At 58.6% G+C, this 25,751-nt stretch carries 27 protein-coding genes; 9 read left to right on the forward strand and 18 right to left on the reverse strand.

Features of this window, described 5'->3' with window-relative positions; translation table 11 throughout:
• Positions 1 to 421 precede the first annotated feature (421 nt).
• The 3 genes from RBB75_RS15105 to RBB75_RS15115 all read left to right on the forward strand — a co-directional run bounded on the left by RBB75_RS15105 (position 422) and on the right by RBB75_RS15115 (position 3,233).
• Positions 422 to 1,435, forward strand: a complete 1,014-nt coding sequence (locus RBB75_RS15105; protein ID WP_257030878.1) for a hypothetical protein — start codon at positions 422 to 424, stop codon at positions 1,433 to 1,435.
• 179 nt (positions 1,436 to 1,614) lie between these two features.
• The gene (locus RBB75_RS15110; protein ID WP_179637549.1) at positions 1,615 to 2,265 is read left to right on the forward strand and encodes a nitroreductase family protein; all 651 of its coding nucleotides are present in this window, start codon (positions 1,615 to 1,617) and stop codon (positions 2,263 to 2,265) included.
• 17 nt (positions 2,266 to 2,282) lie between these two features.
• Complete coding sequence (locus RBB75_RS15115; protein WP_179637550.1) at positions 2,283 to 3,233, forward strand: alpha/beta fold hydrolase; 951 nt, start codon at positions 2,283 to 2,285, stop codon at positions 3,231 to 3,233.
• Positions 3,234 to 3,440: 207 nt separating this feature from the next.
• Here RBB75_RS15115 and RBB75_RS15120 read toward each other — a convergent pair whose 3' ends face one another.
• The 10 genes from RBB75_RS15120 to RBB75_RS15165 all read right to left on the reverse strand — a co-directional run bounded on the left by RBB75_RS15120 (position 3,441) and on the right by RBB75_RS15165 (position 12,172).
• Positions 3,441 to 4,103 (reverse strand): UbiX family flavin prenyltransferase, encoded by a 663-nt coding sequence (locus RBB75_RS15120; protein WP_179637551.1) that lies wholly within the window; start codon positions 4,101 to 4,103, stop codon positions 3,441 to 3,443.
• Between the two features lie 127 nt (positions 4,104 to 4,230).
• Positions 4,231 to 4,839, reverse strand: coding sequence for a YkgJ family cysteine cluster protein (locus tag RBB75_RS15125; RefSeq protein WP_353068552.1), 609 nt, complete (start codon positions 4,837 to 4,839; stop codon positions 4,231 to 4,233).
• Positions 4,840 to 4,846: 7 nt separating this feature from the next.
• On the reverse strand, positions 4,847 to 5,293 hold the full coding sequence (locus RBB75_RS15130) for a hypothetical protein (protein ID WP_179637553.1): 447 nt from the start codon (positions 5,291 to 5,293) through the stop codon (positions 4,847 to 4,849).
• Positions 5,294 to 5,306: 13 nt separating this feature from the next.
• A complete protein-coding gene (locus RBB75_RS15135) occupies positions 5,307 to 6,371 on the reverse strand; it encodes an SDR family oxidoreductase (RefSeq protein ID WP_179637554.1) in 1,065 nt (354 codons plus the stop codon).
• A 135-nt stretch (positions 6,372 to 6,506) separates the two neighbouring features.
• The gene (locus RBB75_RS15140) at positions 6,507 to 6,713 is read right to left on the reverse strand and encodes a hypothetical protein (protein WP_179637555.1); all 207 of its coding nucleotides are present in this window, start codon (positions 6,711 to 6,713) and stop codon (positions 6,507 to 6,509) included.
• Between the two features lie 203 nt (positions 6,714 to 6,916).
• A complete protein-coding gene (locus tag RBB75_RS15145; protein WP_353068553.1) occupies positions 6,917 to 7,390 on the reverse strand; it encodes a hypothetical protein in 474 nt (157 codons plus the stop codon).
• 56 nt (positions 7,391 to 7,446) lie between these two features.
• Positions 7,447 to 8,970 carry a glycoside hydrolase family 32 protein gene (locus RBB75_RS15150; RefSeq protein ID WP_353068554.1) on the reverse strand — a complete coding sequence of 508 codons (1,524 nt, stop codon included), beginning with the start codon at positions 8,968 to 8,970 and terminating at the stop codon, positions 7,447 to 7,449.
• Between the two features lie 117 nt (positions 8,971 to 9,087).
• Positions 9,088 to 10,083, reverse strand: coding sequence for a carboxypeptidase-like regulatory domain-containing protein (locus RBB75_RS15155; RefSeq protein WP_218884503.1), 996 nt, complete (start codon positions 10,081 to 10,083; stop codon positions 9,088 to 9,090).
• Positions 10,084 to 10,461: 378 nt separating this feature from the next.
• Positions 10,462 to 11,763: an adenylosuccinate lyase gene (gene purB, locus RBB75_RS15160; RefSeq protein WP_179637558.1), complete on the reverse strand. Its 1,302-nt coding sequence runs from the start codon at positions 11,761 to 11,763 to the stop codon at positions 10,462 to 10,464.
• A 151-nt stretch (positions 11,764 to 11,914) separates the two neighbouring features.
• The gene (locus RBB75_RS15165) at positions 11,915 to 12,172 is read right to left on the reverse strand and encodes a glutaredoxin family protein (RefSeq protein WP_179637559.1); all 258 of its coding nucleotides are present in this window, start codon (positions 12,170 to 12,172) and stop codon (positions 11,915 to 11,917) included.
• Positions 12,173 to 12,233: 61 nt separating this feature from the next.
• On the opposite strand from RBB75_RS15165, the gene RBB75_RS15170 reads away from it, so the two are divergent.
• A complete protein-coding gene (locus tag RBB75_RS15170) occupies positions 12,234 to 12,740 on the forward strand; it encodes a DinB family protein (RefSeq protein ID WP_179637560.1) in 507 nt (168 codons plus the stop codon).
• Positions 12,741 to 12,855: 115 nt separating this feature from the next.
• Here the strand turns inward: RBB75_RS15170 and RBB75_RS15175 are convergent, their stop codons facing one another.
• The 6 genes from RBB75_RS15175 to RBB75_RS15200 form a co-directional block, all read right to left on the reverse strand.
• Positions 12,856 to 13,629: an SDR family NAD(P)-dependent oxidoreductase gene (locus RBB75_RS15175; protein WP_353068555.1), complete on the reverse strand. Its 774-nt coding sequence runs from the start codon at positions 13,627 to 13,629 to the stop codon at positions 12,856 to 12,858.
• 9 nt (positions 13,630 to 13,638) lie between these two features.
• A complete protein-coding gene (gene tadA, locus RBB75_RS15180; RefSeq protein WP_353068556.1) occupies positions 13,639 to 14,592 on the reverse strand; it encodes a tRNA adenosine(34) deaminase TadA in 954 nt (317 codons plus the stop codon).
• A 37-nt stretch (positions 14,593 to 14,629) separates the two neighbouring features.
• Complete coding sequence (locus RBB75_RS15185) at positions 14,630 to 15,268, reverse strand: HD domain-containing protein (RefSeq protein WP_179637563.1); 639 nt, start codon at positions 15,266 to 15,268, stop codon at positions 14,630 to 14,632.
• A 50-nt stretch (positions 15,269 to 15,318) separates the two neighbouring features.
• A complete protein-coding gene (locus RBB75_RS15190) occupies positions 15,319 to 15,813 on the reverse strand; it encodes a hypothetical protein (RefSeq protein ID WP_179637564.1) in 495 nt (164 codons plus the stop codon).
• Positions 15,798 to 16,115: a hypothetical protein gene (locus tag RBB75_RS15195; protein WP_179637565.1), complete on the reverse strand. Its 318-nt coding sequence runs from the start codon at positions 16,113 to 16,115 to the stop codon at positions 15,798 to 15,800. The genes RBB75_RS15190 and RBB75_RS15195 overlap by 16 nt, the downstream gene beginning before the upstream one ends.
• 107 nt (positions 16,116 to 16,222) lie before the next feature.
• Positions 16,223 to 17,353: an agmatine deiminase family protein gene (locus RBB75_RS15200; RefSeq protein ID WP_179637566.1), complete on the reverse strand. Its 1,131-nt coding sequence runs from the start codon at positions 17,351 to 17,353 to the stop codon at positions 16,223 to 16,225.
• 476 nt (positions 17,354 to 17,829) lie between these two features.
• Here RBB75_RS15200 and RBB75_RS15205 point away from each other — a divergent pair, with 476 nt between their 5' ends.
• Positions 17,830 to 18,147 (forward strand): cupin domain-containing protein, encoded by a 318-nt coding sequence (locus RBB75_RS15205; RefSeq protein WP_353068557.1) that lies wholly within the window; start codon positions 17,830 to 17,832, stop codon positions 18,145 to 18,147.
• Positions 18,148 to 18,196: 49 nt separating this feature from the next.
• On the opposite strand, the gene RBB75_RS15210 is transcribed toward RBB75_RS15205, so the two are convergent.
• Both RBB75_RS15210 and RBB75_RS15215 read right to left on the reverse strand, forming a co-directional pair.
• On the reverse strand, positions 18,197 to 19,141 hold the full coding sequence (locus RBB75_RS15210) for a carbon-nitrogen hydrolase (RefSeq protein WP_353068558.1): 945 nt from the start codon (positions 19,139 to 19,141) through the stop codon (positions 18,197 to 18,199).
• 268 nt (positions 19,142 to 19,409) lie between these two features.
• Positions 19,410 to 20,468, reverse strand: a complete 1,059-nt coding sequence (locus tag RBB75_RS15215) for an aldo/keto reductase (RefSeq protein WP_353068559.1) — start codon at positions 20,466 to 20,468, stop codon at positions 19,410 to 19,412.
• A 261-nt stretch (positions 20,469 to 20,729) separates the two neighbouring features.
• On the opposite strand from RBB75_RS15215, the gene RBB75_RS15220 reads away from it, so the two are divergent.
• From RBB75_RS15220 to mdh, 4 genes are all read left to right on the forward strand, one after another.
• On the forward strand, positions 20,730 to 22,160 hold the full coding sequence (locus tag RBB75_RS15220) for a glutamine synthetase family protein (RefSeq protein ID WP_179638808.1): 1,431 nt from the start codon (positions 20,730 to 20,732) through the stop codon (positions 22,158 to 22,160).
• Between the two features lie 131 nt (positions 22,161 to 22,291).
• Entirely contained in the window at positions 22,292 to 23,065 is a 774-nt protein-coding gene (locus RBB75_RS15225) for an SIMPL domain-containing protein (RefSeq protein WP_257030879.1), read from the forward strand.
• A gap of 87 nt (positions 23,066 to 23,152) precedes the next feature.
• Positions 23,153 to 24,553, forward strand: coding sequence for an NADP-dependent isocitrate dehydrogenase (locus RBB75_RS15230; RefSeq protein WP_179638810.1), 1,401 nt, complete (start codon positions 23,153 to 23,155; stop codon positions 24,551 to 24,553).
• 164 nt (positions 24,554 to 24,717) lie between these two features.
• Positions 24,718 to 25,647, forward strand: coding sequence for a malate dehydrogenase (gene mdh, locus RBB75_RS15235; RefSeq protein ID WP_179638811.1), 930 nt, complete (start codon positions 24,718 to 24,720; stop codon positions 25,645 to 25,647).
• Positions 25,648 to 25,751: the final 104 nt, after the last annotated feature.

Here is a 25,751-nt window from a genome sequence, read left to right on the forward strand (position 1 = left end):
GCATGTAGTTTTAGAACTCGATAGCTAACGTAGAGTTGCGTCGATGAGACCGATTGAAGAACAGTCAACAGCAAGAGCAAAGGCGAAATACGGGGATCCTTCACTCCGTTCAGGATGACGGCATAAAACAAGCAACGGCAGGAATGTCCGACTGAGCGGCTTTCACCTTCACTCCGTTCAGGATGACGACATAAAACAAACAACAACAGGATGACTACTTCAAACAATCAACAGAGCATACAACTAGGCGTCTTTCATCTTGAGTTTTGCTCCATTGCGTATCGGTTGTGTTCTGAGGACGGGGCATGTCTGGATTTGCGGGCCTGGCTGTAGACTGGGGATGCCTTTTCAGGGTCTCGAATCGAGCATCTGATTCCTATGAGTTCTCGAGACATGGCACAAGGCTGATATGGCGGGCGTGATGATGAGATGGAAGATTGGATTGCTGGCGTTAGGTCTGTTGGTGGGTAGGGTGGCGCCGGCTGAGGTGTGCACGACGCAGTCACAGATGGCGGGGCCGGAGCGGGAGGCTTTAGCAGCTGCGGCGCGTGGGCTGGCGGCAAAAGTTCAGGCAGGCGATGTGAGCGGTCTGCGTGCGGCTACTCTGGCTGAGTATGCGAAGGACTTCGCCGGCATTGGCGACGTTGTTGGAAATACGTCCCCGCATGTGAAGGGTGGCACGTTGAAGGTGGAGCAGGTTTATCTGCTGGATGGAACGCAGCTGAAGCGTGGAGCGGATGGGTCGGTGCCGGATGCGCAGTTTTTCTGCTCGCTGAATAAGTCGGTGGCGGAGACGGATTTTACGATCTCGGGACTGGCACCGGGGCGGTATGGATTTGCGATTGTGGATGTTGTGGATGTCAGCTCTCCGTGGCGGCTGTCGTTTTTACTGCGGCAGGATCAGGGGCAGTGGGTGATGGCGGGGTTTTATCCGAAGCCTTTGCTGGCGGCGGGTCATAATGGGCTGTGGTACTGGACGCAGGCGCGATTGATGACGGCGCAGAAGGAACATTGGAATGCGTGGCTCTATTACCAGCAGGCGGAGAACTTGCTTAGGCCGACAAATTTCATTCAGAGTACTCATCTTGAGAAGTTGAAGGCTGAGGAGACGGCCGCGGCTCCGCCGGCGTTGTCGGAGGGCGTGAGTGCCGAGTCGCCGCTGGTAGTGAAGGGAGCCGATGGGGTGGAGTACCACTTTACTGCGCTTGGCGTGGATGACTCTTTGGGGAATGACAAGGTGGATGTGACGGCGCATCTGAAGGTGGACCAGCTGGGCGATGCGGCGGCTGCCCGGAAGCGCAACTTGGATGCGATGACAGCTCTGGTGGCTGCTTATCCGGAGTTGCGGAACCCGTTTCATGGAGTGTGGATGATTGCGGAGACCGCCGGGCAAAACCCCTTTGCGACGGAGCAGGCGATGAGTCAGATTCACTGAGCGGGAGACGGGTCGGTGGGGTCCGGCCTGGTTCTTGCGGATGGTTCGTCCTGCAGGGGTTTCATGGGGTAGTGATATCTTGAGAATCGTTTCAGCACGACGGTAAGGAAAGCGCGGAATGAAGACTCACCTTCCAGGTAAAAACTGTCACTCTATTGATAGGGATGAGAAAGAGAACAATGACAAAAAATAAAAAGACGCTGGGTCAGGCAATTCAGGAGCGAAGGGCGACACCGAGCTTTGATGGTGTGCCGATTCCTGCGGAGGATCTGCGCGAGATTCTGGATGCGGGTTTGCATGCTCCGAGTGGATATAACCTTCAGCCCTGGCGATTTGTGGTGGTGCAGTCTGCTGAGCAGAAGAAGAAGCTGCGTGGAGCGAGCTATAACCAGGGCAAGGTGGAAGAGGCGTCTGCGGTGATTGTGGCCTGCGGCGATTCGGATGGATGGCGCAAGGATCTGGACCTGATGCTGGAGAAGGGGCGCAAGGGCGGGATGCCGGAGAGTTATGCGGCGCAGGCACAGAGCAGCGTACCGAACTATATGTCGAGCTTCAGCAGCGGGCAGATGCAGGCATGGCTGAACAAGCAGGTGATGCTGGCGTTTACGCACATGATGCTGATGGCGGAGGTGATGGGATACGACACTGCGCCGATGGAGGGGTTCGAACAGGACAAGGTGCATGAGGTGTTGCGGCTTCCGCTGAGCTACTGGGTGGTGGCGCTGCTGGCGATTGGACATGCCAAGGGGCCGGACAAGTTCGATGGCGGGCGATTTGAGACGGGGCATACGGTGTTTGGAGAAGAGTTTGGCAAGCCGCTGAAGCTGTAAGTGGAGATGACTCGGCTATGAAGCTTGCACTGCGCGTTGTGGCTGTTGTTTTGCTTTTGGGGGCGGCGGTTGGGCTGGCCTTTTACCGGTATCCGCTGTGGTTTGCGGATCAGCATACGCGCTTTCATCTGTGGCGGCAGGGGGTGAAGAGCGAGTATGTCGAAGCCGGGGGGTATAGGCTTCATTACTTTGAGGCTGGGGCTGCGGATGGGACTCCGCTGGTGTTGGTGCATGGGCTGGGTGCTCGGGGGGAAGATTGGGGGGCGATGATTCCATCGCTGGCGGCGCAGGGATTTCATGTGTATGTGCCGGATCTGCTGGGATATGGCAGATCGTCTAAGCCGGATGTGAGTTACTCGATCTCGCTCGAGGAGCAGACGGTGGCGACGTTTATGCAGGCGGTGCATGTTTCGCGGGCCGATGTTGGTGGATGGTCGATGGGTGGATGGGTGGCGATGAAGCTTGCGCTGGATCATCCGGAGATGGTTGACCGGCTGATTGTGTATGACAGTGCGGGGCTGTATTTTCCGGCTACGTTTGGGCCGGAGTTGTTTACTCCGAGCGATCCGGCGGGGGTGAGGAGGCTGATCGCGATACTTACGCCGAAGCCTCGGGCAATTCCGGACTTTGCGGCGAAGGCGATGGTGCGGAAGCTGCAGGGGAATGCGTGGGTGGTGAATCGGAGTACGGCTTCAATGATTGGTGGGCGCGATCTGCTGGACTTTCGGCTGCATGGTATTTCGCAGCCGATGTTGATTGTGTGGGGCGCGCAGGATGAGTTGATTCCGCTGGCGTCGGGCGAGGCGATTCATCGGGAAGTCCCGCAGTCGGTGCTGGATGTGGTTGGGGGATGCGGTCATCTGGCTCCTGCGGAGTGCGCTAAGCCGGTGCTTGAGGGGACGGTAGAGTTTTTGCGGTCGCAGCCGCCTATGCGTGGGGGTGGTAGGACGTTTGCTGCGGGGTATTGATTTAGAGGATTGTGTCCTGCCGGACGGGCCCACTTCGCGTGGGGCGGGCGTTCGCACGCCTTTTTAGAGCTTCGCGTGGTCCTCCCGTTGGTAGGGAGAGAGATTTGATTTCGACCAACGGGAGAACCGTCGAGGCTCATCCTGCCGTGACCGGTATACGGGTCACGAAGTGACCGCTCTCCGCGCAGGAGGCCGTCCGGCAGGACATTAGTCGGGTTGCCACTGATAGGCGTTGGGTTGGGACAGGCCTATGTGGGCGAGGACTCGGTGGATGAAGTTGCGGGCCATCTCCTGTGTGCTTTGAGGGTGGTTATAGAGGGTGGGGATGGCAGGGAAGATGGTGGCTCCGGCGTCGGAGGCTAGCTGCATGTTGCGGATGTGGATGCGGTTGAAGGGTGTTTCGCGGATGCAGAGGATGAGGGGGCGGTTTTCTTTGAGGCAGACGTCGGCGGCGCGGTGGATGAGGTTTTGCGCGAGGCCGTTGGCGATGGAGGCGAGGGTGCCCATGGAGCAGGGAAGGACGATCATGGCGGCCGTGGGGTAGCTGCCGCTGGCGATGTTGGCTGCGATGTCGGTTTCGGCGTGTTGCTGGAGTTTGGGGCAGGGGGCGCCGAGGAGCTTTTCTGCGAGGTCGTTGCGGCCGCTGAGGTTGAGCTCTTCGGCGAAGACGCGGAGGGCGCTGTCGGAGGCTACGAAGTTGATCTTAGTGACGCGGTCGTCGGCTGCCAAGGCGCGAAGGAGCTCGGCGGCGTAGATGCTGCCGCTGGCTCCGGTGATGGCGAGGGTGATGTTAGTTGGGGCTTCGGTGTGTAGGGGCTGTGGCACAGAATGATTATCGCCGATGAGGTGGAAGGTACCTAGTCTGCGCATACTTGCATGACGGATAAAGCAAAGACGAGATGCGGGGGTCTCTCCACTTCGCCATGCGATAAAACTGCATGGCTTCGGTCGAGATGACGAGTTTGGTGGGTTTGAGGGTTTCGTTTGAGGGAGTCGTTCAGGGGCGCAGGGCGTAGGCGATGAGGGTTTGGCCGTGGAGGTTGTGAGTGGCGTTGTAAGCTTGGTTGCTGGCTTCTTCATGCGCGGGGATGGTGGGGTCGAGTTCGCAGGCGGCGATCTCTTCGGTGGTGGCGTGGATGAAGCAGAGCTCGCAGGTGGCGAGGTTGACTTCGCCGTTGTCGCCTTCGCTGCGCATGGGTGGGCCGAAGGTGCGGCAGAGGATGGGGCGGTGCTCGTAGAGGTCGCAGGTGCCGGTGGTGAGATCGAGGACGGGGCAGGGTTCGTCGTTGGCGAACTCTTCGAAGAGGATGGCGACTTCGTGGTCCTCGTTGAGGATGCCAGTGGTGAGGTCGCCGGGGAACCAAGGGTCTAGGCGGGTCAGGGAGTCGGCTACTCGTTGTTGGATGCGGCGGAATTTTTCTGGGTCGGTTTGTTCGAGAGTGGCGAGTCCTTCGCGTAGGCGTGCTGCGTCTTCGTGCGCGATGGGGAAGACGCCGATGCAGCATTGGGAGCAGCCGGGGTGGCAGACGAGATGATGGCCTCCGCGACGATAGGCGTCGGCTATGGCGGTGTCTACGATTTGGACGAGGGAAGCGGCGCTAGTCATGATTCTGTCACGAAAGGCTCGCTAACCAACGCTTGTTTGCCAAAGCTAGTGCTGCAACAACTTTCTGTCGTTTCGGTTCTTCAAGTAAGTACATCGGTAAGCGGTCGAACCAACGTTGGACCTCCCAGCCACGCAAGCCCGCGTCGACATAAGGCTTCAAATCTCTATACGGTATGCGGCTAGATGCTCGCGTTTTTTGCTTGAAGAATTCGAGACAGGTTTCCAGTTGCTGGATATTTGTAAAGCGGAATGTGAATGAGCAGACACGAACATACCAAGTAGTAAAAGGCCGGAAGTCATGTGGGGATCGCTGGAAATCACGAAGGCCACTCCATCCCAGTGGCATGGAGCGAGCTTGTTTCGTAGTTTCATTCCAGATATTGGCCATGGCTTTCAATGTTATCGCAGCATTTTTTGTTGAACAGGCAAGTAGTGTTGTGGCATCAAAGACCACTGCGTGGGAGATTCTAAGGGATGATGCGCTCGTGGCGAAGGCGGGTGAAGAGGTCGAAGAAGCTTTCGTCGGTGGGTTGGTAGTCGAGGAAGCCGAACTTGCGGCTCTTGCTCATGTCGGTGACGACTTCGATGGGGCGGCCGAGGTCGGCGTCGGTGTGCCAGGCGGAGGCGAGGTTGTGGAGGTTGGGCTCGATGAGGTTGTGGGATTTTGCGATGTTGCTCCAGATCTCTTCGGCACCGGCTAACTGTTGCTCGAGTGGCGTGGCGTGGCCGGGGAAGGGGGCGGATTCGATGCCGAACCAGGTGGCGAGGCGAGGCCACATCCAGTTCCAGCGAAAGACGTCTCCGTTGACCACGTTGAAGGCGTGGTCGTGCGCGACGGCGGTTGTGGAGGCCCACTCGAGATGGCGGGCGAGGAGTCTTGCGTCAGTCATGTCGGTGAGGCTGTTCCATTGGGTTGCGGAGCCGGGGAAGAGGAAGGGGCGGCCGGTCTCGCGGCAGATGTTGGCGTAGACGGCGAGGGTTACGCCCATGTTCATGGCGTTGCCGAGAGCGTAGCCGATGATGGTGTGGGGCCGGTGGATTGTCCAACTGAAGTTCTGTCGCTCCGCTGCGGCGAAGACCTCATCTTCTTGTGCGTAGTAGAAGTTTTCGATATCAAGACGGGGCTGTTCTTCGCGGAAGGGTGTGGCGGGGAGCTTGCCTTTGCCGTAGGCCTCGAATGGGCCGAGGTAGTGCTTAAGACCGGTGACTAGAGCTACGTGGCGGACGGATTCAACGGGCGCGACTGCTTCGAGGAGGTTGCGCACCATCGCGGAGTTGATGCGAATGTTTTCGGTTTCGGTGGGTTGGCGGAGCCAGGTGGTGAGGAAGACATGCGAAGGCTTCAGGTTAGCGAGCGACGCTCGCAGGGCTGTGGGATCGAGGAGATCGGCGGCGATGAAGTTTACGCCTTCGATGTTATTCGCAGAGTGCCGGGCGAGGCCGTGAACTTCCCACCCGTTGGCGAGCAGTTGTCGCGCGAGGTTGTTTCCTACGATGCCGGTGACTCCGGCGATGAGGGCCGTGCGGGACATGAGTGGTCCTTTCGGTCAGGCCGCTGACTTCGATTGGATGACGTTTGCGTGTGGGGCGATTCGCAGTGGGTTATTCGCTGGATGCTTGAGACGCCGGTCCGGGTTGAAGATTGCCGAACGACCGGCGTCACGTTGCTAGACAGCTTTGCGCTGGAAGGTTGTTTTTTTGGTTCCGGCGAAGGAGTCCTTCGCCTTGACGGAGACGGTCGATGATCCGGCGAGGGTTTTGTCTCCGCCCTTTGCCTGAGCCGCCGCCTTTTCGCGTGCGGCCTGGAGCTTCTGTGCCTTCGGGCTTAGCCCGCGGGTCTTGACTTCGGCTGCTTTTGGAATGAAATCACTCATAGAAAGATCGTATAACGGGCTGATGGTTTTCGAACAGGGCATGGCTTCGGTGTCACGGCGCATGCGTTACGGAGATGTGGCGTATGCGTGGTTTTTTATCGCAATTTGCCTGGCGATGCAGAGAGACTGCAAACGCAGATTCCCTTCGGGAATTACAAACAAAGGCAAAGACAAACTTTCCAACTGCGGCGTTGCTGGCGGAGTTACTTTGCGGGGTGGGGCTTGACGCCGGTCCATGTCCAACTGCGGATCTTCCAGCCGGCCGGCCCTGCGTGGAGGATGAAGGTTGCCTGGCCTTCCTCGGCAAAAGGTTGGCCGTTCTGCTTGTAGAGATAGACGGTAGGGATAATGACGTAGGCGAGGTCGTCTTCGATTTCGGTGCGTGTGGGGGCGCTGTATTTGACGATGCCGTCGGTGATGCCTGTGGCTGCTGCGTGCTTTTCGTAGTCGGCGGCCCATTCGTGCGCGGCGCGGGGGCCGGTCCAGCGGTGAGGAGCGAACTCGTCGATGATGGTGATGTCGCCGTCTTCGTAGGCTGCGAACGCCGAATGGGTGTCGCCGCTGTTGAAGCCGTCAACGAACTGGCGGATGGATACCATCACGTCTGATGGTTGGGCTGCGATGGCGCTGCCGGTCAACAGGACGCTTGCGAACAGGGCGAGGACTGCTTTCTTCATGAAGGGCTCCGATCGGCGAGGCTTGCCTTCGAATCGTAACAAGATCGCGGGAGCGACTACCAGATTGATTTGAGCTCCCAGAGTTGTCCCTCGCTTTGGATTGGCTTGGCGTCGTCGGGGAAGATCTGGATCTGAAGGTTGTTAGAGACGGGGAAGACCAGGTCGGTCATGGCGATGGTGCCGTCCTGGGCGAAGGCTTCGACGGAGGACCGGTCGACGATGAGGGTGAGGTCGTAGGGGCGAGTGGTGACGAGCGGCGCTTTGGTGCGGGTGGGGAAGTCCGGACTGATGGCTGCGCCTGAGTGGGTGCGGTCGATGTAGAACTCTTTTTTGTTGGTGTCGAAGGCTACTTCGATCCAATGTTGCTGGTCGGAGAAGATCTTGAGGCCGAAGATGGGTTCGACGGGATGGCCGAAGTTGAGCCGGATCTCGAAGGGAGGCTGGAGCGTGTGGCCGCTGCCGTAGAGGGTGGAGGTGTTGGTGGAGAGGGCGGAGATCTCGTAGTTTTTTCCTCGGAGGGGAGCGACGATGGGCTCCTGTTTGAGGGCGAGGCCTGCGGCGTCGCTAACGTAGGAGAGATGGCGGGGGAGGCTCATCTGTCCTCGCCAGGGCGTGGTGGGAATCTTTGCAGCGTACTGCCAGTTGCTCATCCATCCGAGGAGGACTGGCTTCTGATCTTTGGGCAGGCCGTTGAAGCTGATGGCGCAGTAGTCGTCTTTTCCGTAGTTGGTCCAGCCCTGGGAGCCGCGGAGACGGGACTGATGGAAGGATTTGCCGTCGAAGTCGCCGAGGAAGTACTGCTCGCCGGAGCCGCCCTGCGGGGCGCCAGGATTGAGGCCTACTTTGAGGGCCCAGATGCTCTTTGCACTGTTGGAGGAGGGGATGTGAATGAGGTCGGGGCACTCCCAATCGCCGTTGACGTCGCCGGTGGGGCCGAAGTCGCTGAGCTGTGTCCACTGTTTGAGGTCGGCGGAGGAGTAGAAGCGGATCTTATGTTCTTTGGGCAGGGAGACGGCCATGACCCAATGGTGTGCGATGGGATCCCAACTGACGCTAGGGTCGCGAAAGTCGGCAAGGTGGAGATCGAGGACAGGGTTGCCGGGGTACTGCGCCCAGTTGCGGCCTTTATCGAGGCTGACGGCGAGGTTTTGGGTTTGGCGGATGCCTTCTGATGTTTGGGTGTGTCCGGTGTAGATGGCGACGAGGCAGTCGCCGTGAGTGCAGAGGCCGCTGGTGTTCTGGCGATCGACAACGACACTGCCGGTGAAGATCATGGTGTTGTCGTGCTCGGGGATGGCGACGGGAAGCTCGTGCCAGTGGAGGAGGTCGGTGCTGACGGCGTGGCCCCAGCTCATGTGTCCCCACTGGTCGCCGAAGGGGTTGTACTGGAAGAAGAGGTGGTACTCGCCCTGGTAAAAGACGAGGCCGTTGGGGTCGTTGGTCCAGTGCTCTTCGGGGGAGAAGTGGACTTGCGGGCGGTAGGGCTGGTCGTAGTCGGGGTTCTGGGCGGCTACGGGCAGGACGGATAGAACAAGGGTGGCGATGCAGCGGATGAATAGGCGAAGAGAAGTCTTGACCACGGGAGATCCTCTTGGCCGATTATGCAGGAAGGTGGCCGGAGCTGTCGCAGGGGAAGCGACAGGATGCGGGCTGGGGTGGGACGGGTGGGTTCAGGATTGGCGGCGCTGGATGTGGCCTTACGGTGTAGATTTTCCGTTGGCGTAGGCGGGGACGGACGGTACCAGGCTGCGGAGGACGAACTCGCGGATGAGGTTGTCGGCGGCGGTTCCGCCGATGGTGATTCCGAAGTTTCGGAACGTGAGACCTGCGCCACGATCGGAGGCGGGGTAGTAGGCGTTAGAGATGGCTCCGGCGGAGAGGCTTCCGATGATGCGGGAGTAGTTGAAGTGCTGGAGGCCGTCGTCGCCACGGGTGCGGAAGGTGGAGAAGACTGCGTGACGGGAGCGGGAGCGAAAACCGCCGGTTCCCTGGTAGAAGTAGCGCGGGTCCTGGTGGAGCAGGGAGGGCAGGATGGCGCTGCCGATGAGGCGGCTGGATGCGTCATCGGCCACGGCGGCGCCGAAGCGTTTTCCGTAGCCTTCGATGCCGGACCCGTAACCGGAGAAGGAGTTGTTGAGCTGTTCGAAACCGGCGACTGCTCCGTTAGCGATGAGGTTGACCGGATCAACGATGCTGCGCACGGCAAGGCTGTATTTTTGGCGGGAGGACATTGGTTCGGCGTCCCAGATGTAGCTGGTGTAGAAGTTTGGAAAGACGGCTAAGACGCGCTGCTTCTCCTGCTCGTGGACCTGCTCTTGAGCGATCTGGTCCGACGTGGCGTAGACGTTGATCGACGAGCTGGTGGAGAGCTTCAGGGTGGCTTTGGGTAGCTCAACGATGGCGCCGGATAATACGGAGAACTCGGGTGAGGTGTAGGGATCGAGGCCGGGCGCGGTAATGAGGAGGCGGAACTCGCCTGCAGGGAGGGCGGTGAAGGTGAAGGTGCCGTCGCTGCCGGAGGTGGTTGTGCGCTTGCCGAGCTTGCCCGGTGCGTTGAGAACAATGGTGGCGTTGGATACGGGGACACCCTGAACGTCCTCAACGGCTCCGTTGATCTGGGCTGTGCCCTTGTATCCATCGGCCTGAATATTTGCTGACGGGGTTTGCAGGAGTGAGCCGGGGGAGTCTGGCAAGGGTACGTTTTTAGCCAAATTCTGCGAGTAAGAGCAGGATGAGCCGAGCAGGGCCAGAAGCGCTATTACATAGAAGGTGCAACCGTTCATCGGTCCTCGCTCGAGAAGAGCTTTTGCTGGTGATGGTGGCAAGTTCTCAGAACAGGGTGCGGCGCATCCGGTGGTGGGTTTTAAGTGGTCGACTTAAGGTGAGTGTTACCCATTCAGACCTATGGATTAGACGGCTGAGAGCGGCCTGGGTTAGAGGCAGGTCTGTAATTCGTTTGTGGAAGGACAAACAAAAGAATCGCGCAATGATGATGTCATTCATAAAAAGCTCGCAGGGCAAGAGCAGCTTCCTGCTGAGCTGCAAATCTTGCGCGTGGCCGATGATGCGGTCTATTCGTTAAGGGCTCTGGCGAAGATGGCGTCGACGTTTGCCAGTTGGCGGTTGTAGTCGAAGGCGCGGGCGAGTTTTTCGGGGGAGAGACGGCTGGTGATCTCGGGGACTTTGGCGATCTCGTCGCGAAAGGTGAGGTCGTTCTTCCATGAGTTCATGGCGTGGCCTTGCACGAGGCGGTAGGCGTCTTCGCGGGACATGCCGGATTCGGCGAGGTCGAGCAAGAGTTGGCCGGAGAAGATGAGGCCGCCGGTGGACTCGAGGTTCTTCAGCATGCGGGCGGGGTAGACGAGGAGCTTGGCGATGAGGTTTTCGGTTTTGGCGAGGAGGTAGTCGGCGAGGATGGTGGAGTCGGGGAGGATGACGCGCTCGGCGGAGGAGTGGGAGATGTCGCGCTCGTGCCAGAGGGCGACGTTTTCAAAGGCGGTTTGTGCGTTCGCGCGGATGACTCGGGCGAGGCCTGAGATCTGCTCGCTGGTGATGGGGTTGCGCTTGTGGGGCATGGCGCTGGAGCCTTTTTGTTTTTCGCTGAAGAACTCTTCTGCCTCGCGGACCTCGGTGCGCTGGAGGTGGCGGATCTCGGTGGCTATTTTGTCGAGCGTGCTGGCGAGGACGGCGAGGGTTGAGATGTAGGCGGCGTGGCGGTCGCGCTGGACGACTTGAGTAGCGATGGCTACGGGTTTGAGACCGAGTTGGTTACAAATTGCTTCCTCGTGCTCGGGCTTGAGGTGGCCGAAGGTGCCGACGGCTCCGGAGAGCTTGCCGACGCGGAGATCTTCGGCGGCGGCGTCGAAGCGGGTGAGGTTGCGCTGCATCTCGGAGTACCAGAGGAGCAGCTTGAGGCCGAAGGTGCTGGGTTCGGCGTGGATGCCGTGGGTGCGGCCGATGATGGGGGTGTGCTTGAACTCTATAGCGCGTTTTTTGAGGGTGTCGGAGAGAGCTACGATGCCGGCGCGAATGATGGCGGAGGCTTCTTTGAGTTGAAGGGATTGTGCGGTGTCGACGACGTCGGTGCTGGTGAGGCCGTAGTGGAGCCAGCGGGAGGCTTCGGGGTCGGCGATGTGCTCGGCGACGGTGGTGGTGAAGGCGATGACGTCGTGACGGACTTCGGCTTCGATCTCGTTGATGCGGTCGACGGTGAAGGCGCCCTTGTCGAGGATGGTGTCGGCGGCGGACTGGGGGACGAGGCCGAATTTGGCGAGTGCCTGGGAGGCGGCTACTTCTACGGTGAGCCAGCACTGATATTTGTTGGCGTCGGACCAGATGCGGCCTAGCTCGGGGCGTGTGTAGCGGGCGATCATGTTGTTTCCTTCAGTGTTGCGCGTGGCTATTGTTCACGAACTATCAAGTAGTGAAAAGTTCATTGGAACGACCGGCAAATGCGGGGATTCTTCGCTTCGCTCAGAATGACAACATCGAGAGTTGTATAAAGCGGTTTAAAGATTGGCCGAGTTAGGGCTGGGTGACGCCTAGGAGGTCGGCCATTTCGTCGTGGAGGAAGCCTTCGCCGGGACGGTAGGGCTGGACCCACTTGCCGTCGATGACGAACTGGGGGATGGCGCGCTTGCCCACGTTGGCGATGACGAGGTCGGCGGCGCCGGGGGTGTTCTCGATGTCGATCTCTTTGTAAGGGATGTTGTGGGTGTTGAGGAAGCGCTTGGCTTCGCGACAGTCGCGGCACCAGGAGGCAGAGTAGACGGTGAGATCCATAGAGCTTTATTTTACCTGTTGGGTGGCAAATGCCGCATTGGGGCTAAATTACAATTCTGGGATGCCAACCTCGCATCTCAGAGAGCTTCTGCTGGCGCATACGGGCTACTCCGCCTGGGCTACCCGACAGGTGCTGGAGGCCTGCTCGTCGCTTACGGAGGAGGAGCTTGCCCGCGATTTGGGGTTTTCGCACTCGAGTCTTCTGCAGACATTTCGGCATAGCCACGATGCGGAGAGGGTTTGGCTTGACCGGTTGGTCGCGGTAGGCAAAGGCCGTCTGCCCTTGGGGCCGGCTCCTGAACACTCGTTCGAGTCTCTGGTTCAATCGTGGCCCGGGCTTTGGGAGGGTTATCGCCGATGGCTTGATGGTGCTTCAGAAGAGGACCTAACGTTTGAGCTTTGCACGGTCCTGCCCGACGATGCTGTCTTCTGCGTGCCTCGCTGGCAGATTGTTCTTCATGCGATCAATCATTCGAGCTTCCATCGCGGGCAGATTATTACTATGCTTCGTGGGTTTGAGTTGCAGCGTCCTAACACCGACCTGACTGCTTATTACGCTACGCACTAGAACCCGGTTGTCCTGCCGGACGGGCTCGCTGCGCGCGACGCGGCCACTTCGTGGCGGGTATATCTTTTCTTGCTGATCGCTGCGGTGTTGTTCCTCCCGTTGGTTGGGATTGACTTTATTGCTCGTGGTAGTTGCGGATCAGGCCGCCATCGACGAAGTAGGTGGAACCGGTGACGTAGGCGGCGTCGTCGGAGGCGAGGAAGAGAGCGATGCCGGCGACCTCTTCGGGCGTGCCCATGCGGCCTAGCGGGATGTTGGCGAGGAGGGCGTCCAGCTTGGGTTTGTCTTCCATGAGCTTGGTGTTGATTGGGGTAGAGATGGCGCCGGGGGCGATGTTGTTGACGGTGATGTTGAGGGGGCCGAGTTCGACGGAGAGGTCGCGCATCAACATGCGCATGCCGCCCTTGGAGGCGCAGTAGGTGGAGAAGTTGGGGAAGACCATGTCCTCGTGGACGGAGGAGATATTGACAATGCGGCCGGGGAGTTTGGCGTCGCGAAGGCGGCGGGCGAAGGCCTGGGTTAGGAAGAATGCGCCCTTGAGGTTGACGTTGAGGACGGCGTCGTAGTCGGCTTCGGTGACGTCCCAGAAGGCGGCTTCCTTCTCGATGCCGGCGTTATTGACGAGGATGTCGCAGCGGCCTAGTTGGGTGTAGGCCTGGTCGACGAGGTTCTGCGTGTCGGCGAGGAGGGAGACGTCGGCCTGGACGAGGATGGCTTTGCCGCCGGCGGCTTCTGCTTTGGAGGCCGTCTTCTGGGCCTGGTCGATGTGGTTGCGGTAGTCTACGACGACAGAGGCGCCCTCGGCGGCGAAGCGGATGGCGATGGCCTGGCCGATACCGGAGCCTGAGCCGGTGACTATGGCTACTTTGCCTGTGAGACGACCTGACATGGAAGGCTCCTATTTTTTTGTGGATTTTTTTGCAGATGACTTTGCGGGAGAGCTCTTTTTTGCGGAAGCTTCCTTCGTGGTTTTGTTTGTAACCTTCTTTGTGGCCTTCTTCGGAGCTTTCTTTTTTGCGGCTTTTTTTGATGGCTCTTCGGATGTGGGTTTTTCTTTTGCGATGATCTCCGAGAGCAGCGTTTTGGCTTTTTCCAGTTCGGCGTGGCGTTCCTTCGATAAGTTTTTACCGGCACGATTGATGTAGAAGTTCAACATCTGCATGCCGGAGGCGGGGCCCTTTGGCGAGACCTTTTTCGTGGCGAGGGCCTTGGCTATAGCAGAGGCGTTCTTCTTGAAGAGGCCCTCGTCGGGATGGGTTGAGTCGGTGTCTACGTCTGCGGACCACTTCTTCTTTGTCGCCATGATTGTCTCCCACGGTGTTCTTTCGGCCGCTGCATCGCTTTGGCCGGTCGCTGCTTCGTTCTGTAGGATGCGAGCTTGGGACTTTTCCTGGCGGCGTTTACGGAAAAATGTTGTAAGGAGTGTGCCGCACTCTTCGGCGAGGAGGTTGGGGGTGACTTCGACTTTGTGGTTGAGCCGGGGGTGGTTCATGACGGACAGGACGCTGCCGCAGGCTCCGGCTTTGGGGTCGGGTGCGGCGTAGACGAGGCGGCTGATGCGCGCGTGGAGGATGGCTCCGGCGCACATGGCACACGGCTCAAGGGTGACGTAGAGGGTGCAGTCTGCGAGGCGATAGTTGCGAAGGTGAAGGCCGGCATGGCGGAGGGCGACGATCTCGGCGTGGGCGGTGGGGTCTGAGTCGCGGAGGACACGGTTCTGGGCGCGGCCGATGATCTTGTCTCCGTGAACGATGATGGCGCCGACAGGGACTTCGCCGTTGGCTTCGGCGTCGGTGGCTTCGGTGAGGGCCTGGCGGAGGTAGACTACGTCGTCGTTTGCGCTGGAGGTCATCGGAGGCTAGTTTAGCTTTGCTTTGAGCTGAATGCGCCTAGTAGAGATTTGGGCCGGCTTCGGATTCGAGGGCATCGAGGAAGGATTGCATGATGTGAAAGCGGGGTATGGCGAGGGCTCGGGAGGTGTCGAGTTTAAGCTGATCGGGGAGGGTGGTGAGTTGTTTTTTGAGGGCGTGGAGGGCATCGGTGAAGGTGCAGAAGCGGGTGTCGCTGCCGAGTTTGGCGAGGGTGCGGGTGATGCCGATGGCACCTAACTGCTCGAGGATGTCGGCGTCACGGGCGATGGTGGCTTCGAGGGTGAGGGGAGTGTCTTGGGGCTGGTGGGTGCGGATGACTTCGAGGACGGCGGGGATTTTTTCTGCGGGGAAGCCGGCTTCGGTAAGGATGGCGGGGGCTCTTTCTATGATGTAGGCGACGTGGTCCCAGGTCTTGAGGGCTGCCGCATCTTCAGGGCGGTGGCCTATGAAGACGCCGAGGTCGTGGAGCCATACGGCGGCGAAGACTACGTCGTCGTCGTAGGTGAGGGCTTGTCCGATTTGTTGGGTGAGGGCGTAGAGACGTGGCTGATGGCCGAACTTGTGGGTTGGGTTCGCGTTAGTGGCGATGTAGGTTTCGAGGGCGGCCCGATAGGGTTGGATGACCTGTTCGCCGGTGGATTTCAACTTAGATGACATCGATTGACCCGAAATTTCTATAGGAGATATTGCGATTACAAAGGTCTATCTCAGCGATTGAACCGGCGGAGATGATTGAAATTGAGAACTTCGCGACCGATACTTTCTAGATATCCTGACAAGCGGAACTCAGCGGTCAGAATTGTGTGATTGTTCGAGAGGTGACTAAGAGCGGAATCTGTGACACCGAACCTCACGGTCTCAGCTTTCTTGCCAATAGTTTGAATAGGCACGTGTGATTCGATCGTGATAAACGCATAAGCCTGCAGCTGTAGAAACCAATCTGACCGTAAACTTCCGGTTAATTTATTCGCTAAGTTGCTGACTTCAGCAAGAACGTAAGCCGTTGTCGCAACAGCTTTGAACTGACTCACGATCCATGAAAGCAATTTCGCGTCTTCTGCTGTGAATGCATTGACTCGACTGAACGATCCAAAACGGTGTAGCCCAACCCGTGCACTGATAGCCAGTAGCAGGAGATTCGTGTCGAGTACGACAATTTTGTTGCGAGAGTTTTGGATTGGGAAACTTACATCAGGTCCCATTCATTCCTTATGCCAACTAGTGACCCAATTTCGGCATTGATGGTTATAGTTTTGTAATGACGCATCGGCACTCTGGTGTTATCAGAACCGAAGACTGTGTTAATACCAACTGGCTCGGACTTTTTAGTAGCTATCTCATCCTCAAAATCCGGATTTCTGAAAGATACAGTTACTTCCCAGTTCTTTTCCGAGTCATCTAGTCGCACCTCTTCAAGCCGCACATCTTTGATACTTTGGCTTGGAAAGAGCTCTCCGAATGTTGCAAACGAGACTTTTACTGCTTCTTTTACTGGAAGCATCATGATCTCCTTCTATTGAGTTTACCGGACTGGTTTCTGTTGATGCTTAATTCTTCAGGGTACGAAATTTGTTGACTGTCAAAGTGAACGAAGAGGACAGACACCGCATTTCATGCAGGTTCCTGTTGGCTGAGGCAGTGGAGGGTGCCGAGGCCCCAGACGAGGTCGACGGCGTGGATGCCGATGATATCGCGGTCGGGGAAGCAGTCGGAAAGGATGTTGAGGGCGTGGCGGTCGTTGGGGTCGTTGAAGGTGGGGACCAGGACGAGGCCATTGGCGATGTAGAAGTTGGCGTAGCTGGCGGGGAGGCGCTGGCCCTCGAAGGTGACGGGGGCGGGCATGGGGAGTTCGACGATCTCGAAGGGCTGGTTGTCGAGATTGCGGAAGCTGCGCAGGCGGTCGAGGTTTTCGGCGAGGGGGAGATGATTTTCGTCGTGGGTGTTGGGCTCGACGGCGGTGAGGATTTTGTTCTCGCCGACGAAGCGGGTGATGTCGTCGACGTGGCCGTGGGTGTCGTCGCCTGCGCAGCCTTTGTGGAGCCAGAGAACTTTTTCGATGCCGAGGTAGTCGTGGAAGGCTTGCTCGAGGCGGGCGCGCGTTTCGGCTTCTGTGCCGAGGCCGGGGTTGCGTTGCTGGATCTCGGAGAGGAGACACTCTTCGGTGGTGAGGAGGAGGCCGGCGCCGTTGGTGTCGATGCTGCCGCCTTCGAGGACGAGGCGGTGCGGGTGGCCGATGTAGTTGATGGTCTCGGGTTGCGACTGGGGCATGTTGTAGAGCTGGGCGACGTGGCTGGGGATCTGGTCGTCGCGATGCCAGTTGTCGTACTTGGCCCAGGCGTTGAAGTGCCAGTTGGTGATGGCTAGCTCGCCTTGCGGGTGTCTGGTGGAGGCTTCGGTACTCTTCTTGATGGAGCCTTCAGCCATCTTTTTTACAAAGATGGGGCCAGAATCGCGGAGCCAGACGCGGTCGGTGGGCCAGTGGTGGAAGTGGAGGCGGGCGAGGTTGGCTCCGGCGCGGCGGAGGAGGTTGGTGGCGCGGCGCTCGGCGGCGAGGTCGTTGACGAGGATGTGCACATCCTCCACTCCAGACAGGTGGCGGACGATCTCTGAGTAGACCAAGGGGATGGGTTGGAATTTGCCGGGCCAGTCTTCGGCGTTGTGAGGCCACGCGATCCAGGTGGCGGCGTGAGGGGACCACTCGGCGGGCATGCGGTAGTGCTGATGGGCGGGTGTCTGCGACATGTCCTTTTAAGTGTAACGGGGTTTTGTTGCAGTCTGTTTGCGGTGTGAAAGAGGAGGGACTACTTTTCTTTGAAGACCAGGTAGGTGGTCGTGGTGCCGGGGGTGAGCTTGATCCAGTGGGGGATGCCGGCGGGGATGTGGGCTTGTGGTTTGGGCGAAGGCAGGAGAGGCAGCGAGGAGTGCGAGGGACAGAACGATGCGTGGAAGCATTCTGGCTCCTTGGATGATTGTCAGATTGTAACGGGAGTTACTGGAACGTCCGCGAGGGCCTACGGTGCGGTCGTTTGGCATTCTGCAGGGTATGATGATGCAACTTACAAGACGGCACGATGAGCAATTTATCAGTCGTGATGGAGAGGACTAGTTGATGGTGATGGGTCGGGAAGAGATTAGGATCGGACAACTTGCAATCCGATTTCTGGTCGAGGGCGGTTCCTCGGGCGGTTCGGTTGCGGTATTTGAACTGTGGAGCGAAGGTGCCGATCGCTCACCGGCATGACGCTTATGAAGAGACGATCTACGGAATTGAGGGTGTGCTGAGTCTCACGGTAGATGGGGAGCGGAGGGACGTTCGTCGAGGCGAAGCTCTCTGCATTCCTCGGGGAGTGGTTCATCGCTTTGACAACTTTGAGGCGGTCGATGCCAAGGTGCTTGCGATTGTGAGTCCGGGGATTCTGGGGCCGGCGTACTTCCGCGAGATCGCTGCGATTGCCAATTCCGCAGTGGGTGGGCCGCCTGATCCTGCCGCGCTTGCGCAGGTGATGTTACGGCACGGTCTTACGCCTGCGCCGTAACGCAGCGTGCTAACACTCTGTATGTCCCGAGGGCTTGTCGGCTGCGGATCTAGTCGATGAAGCGGCTGGTGATGCCGTTGTAGGCGTCGATGCGGCGGTCGCGGAGGAAGGGCCAGTTGCGGCGAGTGTCTTCCTGGAGCTTGAGGTCGATCTCGGCGATGAGAATCTCTTCTTTGTCGTGGCTGGCTTGCGCGATGAGACGGCCGAAGGGATCGGCGATGAAGCTGCCACCCCAGAATTCTAGGCCGGATTGCGGGGTGTGGTCGCCGGGGCCAACCATCTCGACACCGTTGTGAATGACGTCGCCGTGCTCGTGGCCTACGCGGTTGACGGCACCGACGAAGACTCCGTTCGATATGGCGTGGGCGCGCTGGGTGGTCTGCCAGGCGGAGTACTGGGCGTCGCCGTACTCGGCTTTCTCGGAGGGGTGCCAGCCGATGGCGGTGGGGTAGAAGAGGGTGTTGGCTCCGCGGAGGGCGGTCTCGCGGGCGGCTTCGGGGTACCACTGGTCCCAGCAGACGAGGGTGCCGATGTCCCCCTGGGTGGTCTTCATGGCTTTGAAGCCCAGGTCGCCGGGGGTGAAGTAGAACTTTTCGTAGTAGAGCGGGTCGTCGGGGATGTGCATCTTGCGGTAGATGCCCTTGATGCTGCCGTCGGTTTCGAGGATCGCGGCGGTGTTGTGGTAGAGACCGGAGGCGCGGCGCTCGAACAGAGACGCGATGACGACTACTTTCTCTTCTTTGGCGACGGCGCAGAGGCGCTCGGTGGAGGGGCCGGGGATGGACTCGGCGGTGTCGAAGAGGGCGTGCTCTTCGCGCTGGCAGAAGTATTGGGCGCGGAAGAGCTCGGGGAGGCAGATGACGTTAGCTCCGGCGCGGGCGGCTTCGCGGACACGGTCGGCTGCTTTGTCGAGGTTGGCTGCGGTGTCGGGGACGCAGGACATCTGAATGAGGCCGATGCGTTTGTTGGGGGTTGTCTTGTTCGTTGTCGTCATGATGATCCTGATCTAAGTTTATAGGCGTTTGTTGGGCGAGGTGAGGTTGTCTGCGGCCAGAGAACGGGTTATTTGCAAGAGGCTAATCTTTGGGTGATTGACGCCTCCAAGGAATGCGGTTCGCGCGGGGCGCGAATGCCCACATCTCAGAATCGAGATATGGGGCACCCGGCGATGAGACTGCATGAATGGGGCACCCAACGCTTGGCACCGGTGCCCGGCTTTGGTTGCGGGAGGACGCTGACTTTCTGCCGGTGTCCTCTTGGGGCTAGTTCTTTGGCGTGACTGGGACGGTGCGGGCTATGGGCTCGAGGCGGTTGACGTTTTGGAAGGGGAGCATCCAGCCGGGGTATTCGGGCGGCAGAGCGCTGACTTCGTCGAGCTGCTTGAGTTCGTCTGCGGTGAGCTTGAGGTCGACGGCGGCGAGGTTGTCGTTGAGTTGGTCGAGGCGTTTGGCTCCGATGATGATGGAGGTGACGACGGGCTTGGCGAGGAGCCAGGCGAGGGAGATGCGTGCGGGGCTGCAGTTGTGGGCCTTGGCGATGGGGGCCATGACGTCGAGGATGCGCCAGGTGCGTTCTTTGTCGACGAGGGGGAAGTCGAACTCGGAGCGGCGGGAGCCTTCGGGGCGCTGATTGTCGCGGGAGAACTTGCCGGAGAGCAGGCCGCCGGCGAGGGGGCTCCAGACAAGGAGGCCGGTCTTCTCGGCTTCGAGCAGGGGGACAAGATCGCGTTCGAGGTCGCGGCCAGCGATGGAGTAGTAGGCCTGGAGGGTGTCGAAGCGGGCGAGGTTTTTGAACTGGGAGATACCGAGGGCTTTAGCGATCTTCCAGGCATGCCAGTTGGAGACGCCGATGTAGCGGACCTTGCCAGAATTGACCAGCGTGTCCAAGGCGCGGAGGGTCTCTTCGATTGGGGTGATGAAGTCGTTGCCGTGGATCTGGTAGAGGTCGATGTGGTCGGTCTGGAGGCGGCGGAGGCTAGCTTCGACAGCATCCATGATGTGGCCGCGGGAGGCGCCGACTTCGTTGCGGCCCTGGCCGGTGCGGCCGAAGACCTTGGTGGCGATGACTACGCTGTGGCGGGGGGTGTTGAGATTTTTGAGGGACTGGCCGAGGGCTTTTTCGCTCTCGCCTTCGGAGTAGACGTCGGCGGTGTCGAAGAAGTTGATGCCGGCGTCGACGGAGGCCTTGATGAGTTCGTCGGCTCCGGACTGATCGACGGTGCCGATGGCGCGGAAGAGGCCTGTGCCGCCGTGGAAGGTCATGGTGCCGAAGCAGAGAGTGGAGACGAGAAGGCCGGTGTCACCGAGAGTTTTGTATTGCATGGGTCTCCTTTTCGCCGAGAGTTCGGACAGACATTCGATTAGACGTGTTTGATGCGGACCACGATTCAGGCGTGTGAAGTGCAGCGGCCGCAGATGTTCTTTGCGTTGGATGGCGGAGTTTGCTTTCTTGCCGGTGAATTTTCTGTTAGTTTTGAGGTGTGGAGCTGTCGGATTACGGTCAGGCGCATCCTCTTCCAATCACCTAAAAACATCTTTCCCAGCAGTTGCAGTCAGCGTGTATCTCATTGCAGAAGGAGTGTTATTTTGAGCGAATTTCGTGATTTTCTGGAGCTTTCGTATGGCGAACTCGAGGATCTGAACCTGGCGGCGAAGGAGCAGCGCAGGAAGCGAGTTGACGCTGATGTGATTCGGGAGGAGCGGTTGAAGTATTTGACCGACGAGAGACGGATCAAGGCGGTGACGGTGCTGTTCAGCGATCTTGAAGGCCGTCTGCACATGCTGGACTACGATAAGAAGTTCCTAGTGAAGAGCTATGACAATCTGACCTTTGATGGCTCGTCGATTCGCGGATTTACGGCGCAGCGGGAGAGCGATCTGCGGCTCGGGATCGACTGGAGCGCGTTTTACTGGGTGCCGGCGGATATATTCGGCGCAGGCAAGGTGATGGTGTTCGGCGAGGTAATCGACAAGAACGGCGCGACATACAGCGCAGATATTCGCGGAGTACTGAAGGCGTTTTCGCAGGAGCTGTTTGATAAGAACGGATACACGCTGAACGCGGCGAATGAGATTGAAGGGTTCCTGTTTGAGGGAATCGATGCGGAACGGAGCTATCACGAGACGGGCAGTTTCGAGTATGTGAATAAGGGCGGGTACTATCACTCGCTGCCTGGCGATCCGCTGCGGGAGTTTATTGACACTACTGCGGAAGTGCAGCGGGCGATGGGTTTTGAGAATGAGAAGGACCATCCTGAGGTTGCGCCTTCACAGTTCGAGATCAACTACAGCTATGGTGAGGTCGTGGCGGCTGCAGACCAGATTCAGCTTTATAAGCTGATCTGTAGACAGGTGGCGACGCAGATGGGGATGACGGCGAGCTTTCTGCCGAAGCCTGTGGTGGGGGTGAATGGCAGCGGCATGCATACGAATATCTCGATTACCAAGGGCGGGAAGAATCTGTTCTGGGATCCGAAGGGCGAGGAGAAGATCTCGAAGATGGCGTGGCAGTTTACGGATCGCATTTTGACGCATGGCAACGATATTTGCCTACTGCTAAATGCGAGTGTAAATGCGTATCGCCGGCTGGATCCTCATTTTGAAGCGCCGAATCAGATCAAGGCTTCGGCAACGGATCGTGGGTCGATGGTTCGGATTCCGATCGGGAACGAGAAGTCGGCGCGGGTGGAGGTTCGATCGGTCGGGCCGGATGCGAATCCTTACCTGGTGCTGTACTCGATCTTTAAGAGCGGGCTGCATGGCAATACCGCGAAGATAAAGAACCTGCGTCAGGCGGAGCGTTATCTGCCGGACAACGTCTACACGGCACTGGAGAACTTCCGTGCGGCGGAGTGGACGACGGAGCTGCTGGGCGAGGATGTGAAGGCTCGGTACGCAGATCTGAAGCAGGCTTCTGCGGATCGCTGTGCGCGGCTTCTGGGGACGATCGTGAAGGCTCCTGAGGTGCAGTTCCATCACGATGTTTATAACCAGCTGCTATGGAATATCTTCTAAGTCGACAGACTTACGGACAGAGGCCCTCGCGATGATGCGGGGGCTTTTTCTTTTTGGATCGCTGCGTTTCGCGTTGACACGAGAAGTGGGCTGCTGCATTCTGCTGCTGTTGTGTGGATGGAGGTTTTCTCTTGGATACGGAACGGTCTTCCTTGTTTGCTCCCGCGGCGATGGTGGGAGTTTGTCTGCTGCTAGGTTTGGTGGTGGGCGGATGGGTGTTGGGGTCGCAGATCAAGGACCTGAAGCTGGCGGATCGTTATGTGACGGTGAAGGGGCTGGTGGAGCGGACGGTGAAGTCGGATACGGCCATCTGGCCGGTGAGCTTCAAGGAGGCGGGGAACGATCTGCCCCAGGTGTTTGCGAAGAGTGAAACGGATAAGAACTCGGTGCTGAAGTTTTTTGCGGTGCAGGGAGTGCAGCCGAACGAGATTTCGGTGGGGCAGATCAAGGTGACGGACAAACTGGCGAATGAGTATGGCGGGAACAATACGGGGCCGCGATACATCGTGGAGCAGACGGTGACGGTGCAGTCGAAGGATGTGGATAAGATCGCGAAGGCAGGGCAGAAGACGGCGGAACTGGTGCAGGCGGGGATTGTAGTCGGCGGAGGGAACGGGCAGCAGGGCGGGATTCGGTATCAGTTTACGGGACTGAATGCGTTGAAGCCGGACATGATTACGGAGGCGACACGGAATGCGCGGGCTTCTGCGGATCGGTTTGCGGCGGACTCGGGGAGCCAGGTGGGCTCGATTCGGTCGGCGAACCAGGGAGTGTTTTCGATCTCGGCTGCTGAGAGTGGCGCGGCCGCGGGGGATGAGGGTGGCAGCGGCGGGAACGATGCGGACGCAAGCATCATGAAGAAGGTACGCGTGGTTGCGACGGTGGACTACTACCTGGTTCGATAAACGAACGTGTATGCCGCATACCGGTTGCCACTCGTCTTGCGCGGATGGTAGCGTGGGTCTTCGATTTCTTCTGCGGAGACGATGACGATGCAAACGAGCTACAACGGAATTTCAGTGCCGGCGAATGGGCAGGCGATCGAGTACAACAACGGAAAGTTTACGATTCCCGATCATCCGATTATTCCGTTTATTGAAGGAGATGGAACGGGGCGGGATATCTGGAAGGCCTCGCAGCGGGTGTTCGATGCTGCGGTGGCAAAGGCTTATGGCGGTAAGCGGTCGGTGGCGTGGTATGAGGTGCTGGCAGGGGAGAAGGCTTATCGCCAGACGAAGAACTGGTTGCCGGATGACACGGTGAAAGCAACGGTGGACTTTCGCGTGTCGATCAAAGGACCATTGACGACGCCGGTGGGCGGGGGGATTCGCAGCCTGAATGTTGCGTTGCGACAGTTGATGGATCTTTATCAGTGCGTCCGGCCAGTGAAGTACTATGCAGGCGTGCCGAGTCCAGTGAAGCATCCGGAGAAGCTGAATGTGGTGATCTTCCGCGAGAACACCGAGGATATCTACGCCGGGATCGAGTTTCGCGAAGGGACGCCCGAGGCTCAGAAGTTCATCGCGTTTGTGAACGATGACATGCTGAAGGGGACCAAGAAGAAGATCCGGTTGGACTCGGGTGTGGGGGTAAAGCCGATCTCAATTACAGGATCGAAGCGGCTGGTGCGAGCGGCGATTCAGTATGCGTTGGACAACAAACGCAAGACAGTGACGCTGGTACACAAAGGGAATATCCAGAAGTTCACCGAGGGAGCGTTCCGCGAGTGGGGGTACGAGGTTGCGTCGCAGGAGTTTCGCGAGCAGACGGTAACGGAGCGGGAGAGCTGGATTCTGGGGAACGTGGAGGCGAATCCAAAGCTGACTGCCGAGGAGAATGCTGCGCTGATTGAACCGGGTATTGAGTTCGCGGCGAAAGAGTTTGGCGAAGAGGTGATTGCTGAGGTCAAGTCGGTTCTGGCTTCGATCGGTGCGTCGCACGGCGCTGGCAAGTGGAAGACGAAGATCTTGATCAACGACCGGATTGCGGATTCGATCTTTCAGCAGATTATCTTGCGGCCTGAGGACTACAGCGTGTTGGCGACGACGAATCTGAACGGGGATTACATCTCGGATGCTGCAGCGGCTCAGGTAGGCGGGTTGGGCATTGCGCCGGGTGGCAATATCGGCGATGGATATGCTGTGTTTGAGGCGACACATGGGACTGCGCCGAAGTATGCCGATAAGGATGTGATCAATCCCGGTTCGGTGATTCTTTCGGGTGTGATGCTGTTTGATTTTCTTGGCTGGACGGAGGCTGCGCGGTTGATTGAGTCTTCGATGGAAAAGACGATTGGGCAGAAGTTCGTGACGTATGACTTTGAACGTGGGATGCAGGGAGCGACGAAGGCCAAGACTAGCGAATTTGCGACGCGCATGATCGAGAATATGTAAGTGAGGGGGAGGGAATGGCTCGCTGTGTGCGGGCCATCCCCCAGTCTTTTTGTTTCGGGTTTTGTGCGGTATTCGTTCAGCGTGGGCGATATCGAACGCAGAGTCGCTGCGTCGACTTTAGAATAAAGAGTGAGAGCGGCATGCAACGCGATAAGGGAGAGATGATGCGGAAGAAGGTAACGATTGTTGGTTCGGGAAATGTTGGAGCGACGGCGGCGCATTGGATTGCGGCGAAGGAGCTTGCGGATGTTGTGCTGCTCGATGTTGTGGAGGGTGTGCCGCAGGGCAAGGCGCTCGATCTGCTGCAGGCGATGCCGATCGAGAAGCGCGATTGCAGCATCATCGGAACCAACGATTATGCGGATACGGCGAACTCCGATGTGGTGGTAATTACGGCGGGGATTGCGCGCAAGCCGGGGATGAGCCGAGATGATTTGCTGACAACGAATCATGGGATTATGTCGAAGGTTGTGGGCGAAGTGGTCAAGGCGTCGCCGAATACGATCATCATCGTGGTATCGAATCCGCTGGATGCGATGGCGCAGACGGCGTTCAAACATGCAGGCTTGCCGCGTGAGCGCGTGATTGGAATGGCTGGCGTGCTGGATTCGGCGCGGTTTCGGACGTTTATTGCTGAGGAGTTGAAGGTGTCGGTTGAGAATGTAACTGCGTTTGTTCTGGGCGGACATGGCGACACGATGGTTCCGCTGTCGCGGTACTCGACTGTAGCTGGGATTCCGATTACGGAGTTGATTGAACCGACTCGGCTGAAGGAGTTGGAGACACGTACGGCCAATGGTGGCGCGGAGATTGTGAAGCACCTGAAGACGGGGTCGGCTTACTATGCTCCTTCGGCTGCGGCGGTAGAGATGGTTGAGGCGATCCTGAAGGACAAGAAGAAGATTCTGCCTTGCGCGGCTTATCTGCAGGGTGAGTATGGGATCTCAGGCTTGTATGTCGGCGTGCCCTGCAAGCTTGGGGCTAAGGGACTGGAGCAGATCATCGAGATCAAACTGACACCGGAGGAGCAGGCCGCGTTGCAGAAGAGCGCTGATTCGGTGAAGGAGCTTTGCACGGTGATTGGGGTGGCTTAGAAGTTTTTTAGTTGACGGAAAAGGCCTGCTCGATGAGCAGGCCTTTTCTATTGCTTGAACAATGGGTTCTCATTTGGGAAAAGGCTGGCGGCGGATACGAACGA

It is taken from the genome of Tunturibacter empetritectus (assembly GCF_040358985.1).
Classification (GTDB): domain Bacteria; phylum Acidobacteriota; class Terriglobia; order Terriglobales; family Acidobacteriaceae; genus Edaphobacter; species Edaphobacter empetritectus.